Origin of the sequence: Longimonas sp., assembly GCF_040409695.1 — a bacterium.
Taxonomy (GTDB): Bacteria; Bacteroidota; Rhodothermia; order Rhodothermales; family Salinibacteraceae; genus Longimonas.
Map to the genome: position 1 here is coordinate 1 of NZ_JARWGJ010000133.1, position 6,853 is coordinate 6,853.

The 6,853-nt window shown below is 54.2% G+C and carries 5 protein-coding genes; all 5 read right to left on the bottom strand.

Annotated elements, in window-relative coordinates:
* Window positions 1-258 precede the first annotated feature (258 nt).
* Complete coding sequence (locus PPP56_RS08350; protein ID WP_353563586.1) at window positions 259-1,095, bottom strand: DUF805 domain-containing protein; 837 nt, start codon at window positions 1,093-1,095, stop codon at window positions 259-261.
* A gap of 88 nt (window positions 1,096-1,183) precedes the next feature.
* Complete coding sequence (locus tag PPP56_RS08355) at window positions 1,184-2,992, bottom strand: J domain-containing protein (protein WP_353563587.1); 1,809 nt, start codon at window positions 2,990-2,992, stop codon at window positions 1,184-1,186.
* A gap of 55 nt (window positions 2,993-3,047) precedes the next feature.
* Window positions 3,048-4,448 carry a tetratricopeptide repeat protein gene (locus PPP56_RS08360; protein ID WP_353563588.1) on the bottom strand — a complete coding sequence of 467 codons (1,401 nt, stop codon included), beginning with the start codon at window positions 4,446-4,448 and terminating at the stop codon, window positions 3,048-3,050.
* Between the two features lie 61 nt (window positions 4,449-4,509).
* The gene (locus tag PPP56_RS08365) at window positions 4,510-6,249 is read right to left on the bottom strand and encodes an Hsp70 family protein (protein WP_353563589.1); all 1,740 of its coding nucleotides are present in this window, start codon (window positions 6,247-6,249) and stop codon (window positions 4,510-4,512) included.
* A gap of 97 nt (window positions 6,250-6,346) precedes the next feature.
* Window positions 6,347-6,853 (bottom strand): nucleotide exchange factor GrpE (locus PPP56_RS08370; RefSeq protein ID WP_353563590.1); only part of this gene is annotated, 507 nt, incomplete at its 5' end.

Consider the following 6,853-nt stretch of genomic DNA (forward strand, 5'->3'; position numbering starts at 1 on the left):
CCACCCTGAAGGAACCGCCGGACGACACATAGACACACCTGTTCGTAGAGAACGCACACGCATGACTTGTGTGTGGGGACAACGGGCGGTGTTACACGGGGAATGGTTTCAAACTGCGTGCGGGTTGTCGTAACCTTTTGGTGTGCTTGGTCGTGTGTAAAATCCAGCAACTCCTGATCAGTACACAAAGACGTCCATTACAGTAGGACGCACCGCTCTATATGATGGTCTCGAGCGCTGCGGAGTTGATAGCTTGTGTCATGACGGAGGAGGCCCATACTGATTCGGACTGTCGATACCCCGTACAATAGCTATAAACAATAAGAATAAAAGGTTGAATAATGGAGCCATTACAATCCAAAAAAACCAGCCTGACATCCCAAGATCGTGGAGACGCTTTACTACTGGAAAAGAAATTAAAATAGATATGATTGGGACAATAAGACCTGTCACCATAGTGTGTCCTGTTGCTACCTCTATCCCAAATGCAAATGCGCTAGCAGAAACAAAGGCAAGTAGAAGCAGAACATACGACTGCCGTCCGATGCGTCCACGATACCCAAAGAATGATGGGTTTTCCTCATAATCAGCAAAGTATGTATAGTTAATGTCTTGGGACGTACGAGAGTCCGAACGCGACCTGGAGGAGATAGAACTATCGGAAGACTCAATTTCTTTTTTAATTGCTTCTATGTCGTAGTTAAACTTTGAAAGTAATATAACGAGAGTAAAAAACGGTGTCAGCAATACTCCCGCCATTACCCACAGACACGAGTTTTCGTCCGATTTTGCGCCAATAAATCCCATTACAGCGCTGGCGGCGGAGAAAATTGTCAGGTAAAGCGTCATTTCTGTAAAATTTGCATCCGGAGCATTTATGCCAGTGTGCGACAGATGTGTATAAAACAAATTTATATCTATTAAAAAATATGCAATTCCGGAATGAACAATATGGACAGGAATAAAAAACAAAGATGAGGTAGCCATCAACACTACGATAGCTTGCCCCCAATTCTCTTCTTTTGCCCAGGCCAGCAATAGTAGTGAAGGACTAATTCCAATAAGTATAGATATGAAAAACTTAAAGATTCTCATTTAACTTTTAAATTTTGATAATTTAAACCTAAAGATTTGTGTGTTTATGACCTCTATTTGACACACAAGCAATTACAGTATTTTCTCATTAACATCCCGTAAGGAAGACGAGGAACATTATAAAGAGTGCTACAGCGGTTAAGAGCCCTTCTGCTAAAGAGCTGCTTTCCGACTCAGTAGACTGCGATGCAGTACCAGATGATGAGATTGGATCTTGTTTCCGCTCTTCACCAGCGCCATCAGACTTTTTTGTTGAGGAGTCGACCTTTCTGAGTCTGGATCTTACGGCTGATTTACTCCGCTTCAACCTACTGGCAATCTCGTCCAGAGAAATGCCGCCCGCTTTCCAATTGACAAGCTGCTTCTCTTCTTCATCAGTCCATTTCTCGTATGCCCGTTCTGGTCCTGAAGAGTCTTCTCGAGAACCCGGTGCATCAGAGGAACTGTGTGTGCCCGAAGCAGAAGACGTGGAACTACGGCCTGAAGACTGATTCCGAGAGGAAGTCCGCTGAGAGGGCGTCTGCTGTGAAGGACGACTTCGGGATGATTGGCTTTGGGACGATTGGCTCCGGGACGATGAGCGCGGCTTTTTGTACGCCGACCCGGTAAATCGAATCTCTCGGTTGCAGTTTGGGCAGTGGCCTGCGCCTCGGTTCTGCTGTTTGTGCGCGGTAATGGTATCCTGGCAGTATGGACACTCCCCGGCAAACATTTCCGCGTCCGGTAGCGACAGAATTGCGTCAAAAAGGCTTTCGTTAAGGCCATACGCCTCGGGGTACTGCCGACGGATACGACGTAATGAACGCTTGATCTCACTGCTATCGGGATCAACCTGCATCACCATCTCCAGGTTATCGATTCCCGTCTCCATCCGCTGCTCGAACTCATGCTGCGGTATTTCATCCACGGCCCGTGTGTAATACAGAGCCATGATCTGTTTTACATACTCATGCGCCCAATCGGACTCCATGATGGCGTTCAGTTCTTTCTGCAGCCCGCGCAACCCGAAGACGTGCTCTGCCAGATCCTGCAGCAATTCACTATCCGGGTCGAGGTTAGTCGCAACGTCCATAAACTCATGCGCTAAGTCGAACGCGTTGAGCTCGTACAACTGAAACCCCGACTGCCCGAGCATAAACGCCGCAAACTGCCGATCCTCACTTGACTCGGGCAGATCAGCGACGATCTCCATCTCTTCTTTGAGCTTCTCTGTCTGTCCCTGCAGGACGTAGTAGCGTAGCTTGTCGTAGTAACAGAAGAAGTCTTCGAAGTCAAGCTTCCCGTCCTCCCAGATAGCGGTATCCAGGACACTGTGTGCATCTTCGTATTGCTCTTGGTCAAACAGCACGCCGGCCAGCGCACGAGCTGCCGCGTAGTCGCCCGTATCCTCTTCCCAAACGGTGCGGAAGGTTCGTTCGGCGGCCTGCGTGCGTCCGAGTTCGCGTTGGGCATGGCCCTTGCTCAAACGGTATGCGGGATTGGAGCCGTCCAGATCAATGGCCTTGTTAAACTGCACCAGAGCTTTCTGGTACTCCCCGTTCATGTAGTGCACATCTCCAAGCCGATTGCGAAGAAGCCCAATCTCTGGGCCCAGCACTACCGCCTTCTTGAGTTTCTTCAATGCCGCATCTACCTGTGGCGGGTCCTGGCTGAGCAGATCCTCTGCTTCGTCTTCCAGCTGCTTGATCTCGTCTCCATACGCGGCCATGTTGTCGTACTCTTTCCGAGCGACCGGATTTGAGAGCACATCGTAGGCTTCACGGATGGCTTTGTAGCCGTCGGGGTCTTGCTCCGGCGGGTGCTTTCGCACCTTCTTATAGAAGGCTGCTTTGATCTGCTTCTCGGAAGCGTCTTCGGCAACACCAAGGGCTTCGTAGTGCGTCGCTGAATCTGACATGGATGGGTACGTAAATCAGTAAAAATAAATTGTCGAGTGGAGGTAGCGAACCTGCTCAGAGATGAGCTTGCACCACCGAGTTGTTGTAGATGGTGTTCGGGTACCGCGTGGCAATGCGCTCCGCATAAGGGCGGGCTTCGTCGTCGGGCAAGAGGCGAACAAGCGCATAAGCTGCCTGGGCGTCGTAGTGCGGCCAAGCAGGCGTTATATACTCCTGCAAGCGCGTAAGCGCATCAACGGCAACCGACGGCTCCCCCTCACGATCGGCAGCCATCCCCAATGCATAAAGGCGGTCCTGGGGTGTGCCCACGTCAACGTGGGCAACACGGCGGAGCATCTGAAGGGCTGTGCCGGTGTCGCCCTGTGCCCACGCTGCAATGCCCATGTCGTAGAGCGCCTGATTTACAGCGGCCTTCAAGTCGGCCTTGACCTGCTGTGCCATGTCGCTACGTTGTACGCTGAGCGTGTCAAGCGAGGCGTGAGCAGCCAGCGGATCATCCTGAAGCAGGTGAAGTTGCGCCTGAGAAAGCGTCGCTGTGGTCTGCAACGCGACAGGAGCCGCTGAGCGGTCTTGGCCGTTCGGGGCGCCTTGGGGAGATGTCTGCGGCGCGTTCGTCTCAGGCGTAGACGAGGCTGATTCGCTCAGCGGACCTGTTTCTCCCACGCTGGCCCACATCCCCCCAATGCCTAATAGAATCCCAATGACAGCGGCAATCCCAGCAGCCACCACAGTCTGGCGCTGCCTGCCCTTGGGCGTTGCCTCACGAGTAGGTTCTGCACGAGTAGGTTCCTCATGCGTATCAGAGGAGCCTTGGGGCGCTGGTGAGTCAGATGAAGCAGTCCCCTCCGCCTCATCTGGTTGTACATCCTTCTCTTCCGTGTTCTTCGGGAGACCTGTCTCCTGTGAGTCCGGACTGGGCAGAGTCATCGGAACGACTATGTCAAACGCGGTGAGGTGGTTGCGCTCAGCATCGGTGATGGCTCTCTCCGAGGCTGTATCCAGACGACGGGCCAGCAGAAGCAGCTCACGGTAGCACACGTCCGCATCGGGCTGCTGGTAATGCGCCCGCAGTGCATCGGTGTCGTCGACGAACAGATTCCATCGTGTCACCGCCTCATCGAGCGTGGCTTCATAGTCAGGCCACTCAGTCGTCATATCGGTCTCTACGGCCCACCGAAGCCGGGCCGCCGCCTCGTTGAATAGGCCATGACGGATCGCCACGGCAATGCTGGCTTCCACAACGGGCAAGCTGTAAGGAAACAGCCGAAGTGCATTCTCAATGGACCGTAGGGCGTCTCCAACATCGTTTTCAGCATGCGCCTGCAGAGCCCGGTTGTAATAGGGCGCTGCGGCCTGCAGCAAGGCCTTCAGTGCAGGCTCGGCCCGCTCGTCCCCACTCCAGCGCGAAGGCACGGCTACAGGATGATCGTTGAGGCGGAGCAGTTCGTACGGCATACGTGATGTAGAAAGGAGGCAAACGGGGAACGGAAGTCATGAGAAGCACCTCAGCCTCCTCTTAAAAGTCCAGTTCGAACAGCAAGTCGGTGATCTCTTCTTCCAACGTGTCGATGCGGCTCTCATCATTAGCCGCCAGGGCTCGCTTGAGGTCATCCATCATACTGCGGAGGCGCTCCTCTTTCTCGGCGGGTACAGATCCGTCGGCCAGTTCCCGCTCGGCAGCCTCAATCAGTGCTTCCACCTTCTCCAAATGCTCCGACTGCTTCCAGGCGTCGTCCAGCTTCTTTTTCGAGGCTGCGATCTGCGCTTCATCCAGGCCTGCATGGGCCTGAAACGTATGCTTCTCCCCTGTCGCTGGAAACTCCACCGTGATATCGATCATACCGTCCGGGTTATAGACATATGTAGTCAGGACCTTCTGTCCGGCGGGTCCGGCCGGTACGTCGATCTCTTTGCGGCCAACCAACGTGAACCCCTCCTTTTCATTGGGCTCGCCCTCAATCTCTGCCTGATTGGCATCAGACAGCGAGTCGCGCTGGTATACTCGGAAGTCAATGATCTCTTGATCCTCCATGACCGTGGAATACTCTTCCTGATGCGGACGGAGGACCTTCCCGTTGGTGGGAATAATTTCGGAGTAGCGCCCCGCGCGGACGGCGCCCGCTGCGTTTTCCATAACCGACGTACCAAACGAAAGTGGGGCCACGTCCATCACGATCTGCTCGGAAGTCCCGTCGACAATCGCCGTCTGGGCAGCGGCTCCAAGTGCCACGGCTTTATCAGGGTCGATGTGGGAGAGCGCCTTCTGGTTCATCACCCGCTCGACCAGTTGCTTTACATATGGGATACGCGTGCTTCCGCCGACGAGGATGACCCGGTCGATATCAGAGGGACCAAGATCAGCATCCGATAGCGCCTTTTCCATAGCCTGTTCGGTGCGGTCGATCATCGGACCGATCATCTCCTCAAAGGTCGAACGCCGTAACTCGACGTCCAGGTTGATCGGCTGTCCATCCTTCACGGTAAAAAACGGAATGGTGACGGATGTCCGCTTATTGAAGCTAAGCTCCTTCTTCGCCTCCTCACAGGCAAAAAGCAGGCGGTAGTAGTTACTTGAGTCTGCTTCGATGGCAATGCCGTGCTCGTCTTCAAACCGGTCTGCGACATGCTCAAGAAGGGCCGCGTCGAAGTCTTTGCCTCCCAGGTCCGGGTCTCCCGAGGAGGCGAGGATGTCCAGCACATCGCCCATGTACTCCACAATGGAAACATCGAAAGTCCCGCCACCAAGATCATACACCATGACATGTTCTTCTTCGATACCTTCCGCATGGCCGTAGGCCAACGCAGCAGCGGTCGGCTCATTGATGATCCGCGCGACCTTCATACCGGCGATCTCGCCGGCTTGCTGGGTCGCGCGGCGAGCTGGATCCGGAAAGTTTGCCGGGACCGTAATGACGCATCGGTCGACGTCTTCATCCAGCTGCTCCTCCGCCGACTGCTTCAGGTGCCTCAGGATATGCGCAGAGATCTCAGGGGGCGTGTATGTCTGGTCGCCCACCTGAAGCTCCACGTCATCGCCCATCTGCCGCTTTACTTCACCAACAGCCAGTTCCGGATCCGACTGAAACATCGCCCGGACGCGGCTTCCGACAATGGGGTTTTTGGTCTTCGGATCGAAGCCGAAGTAGGAATCGACGATTTCGTCGCCACGGCTGTCCTTGACGATGCGCGGACCGCTATCTTCGTAGATCGCAATTTCAGAGGTGGTGGTGCCGAGGTCAATGCCAACAAACGCCATAAATAGCTTGAATAGTTGTGAGAAAGAGAATAGGCGAGTATAAGGAACGAAGCCCAAGACACTTCCCAGATAGCTATGGGCCTATAGTGATACGGTGCTATTTGGCGACGATGACGTTCGCCTTCCGAATCACGTCGCCGTAGAGGGTATACCCGGGCTGCACCACCTCAATGATGCGGCCCTGTTGTGACTCATTGTCTGGCGTTGTCGTATCCAACACGAAATGATAAACGGCGTCGGGGACTTCGCCGACAGCTGGAATACGCTGGAGGCCGATCTTCTGCATACTGGACTGCAGCGCCTGATTCATCGTATTGGCCGCGCCCTGCATTTCTGCGTTGTCCCCAGCGTGGGCCGTCTGATGAAATCCGGTAATTAGATCCATGACCTCCAGCAAGAATCGCTGCATCTGCTCGTTGCGATCTTCGAGCGTGGCCCGCTGACGTTTGAGGTCGTCAAGCATATCGCCATGCTCCTCGAGATGGTCGGTCACTTTACGGGCCGAAAGACTGGCCTTCTGCTGGGTCTTCCACTGCGCCTTGGCCATCCGCGTAAAGACCTTCAGAAACTGGTCGGCAAACGCGGTGTCACCGTGGCTGTAGGT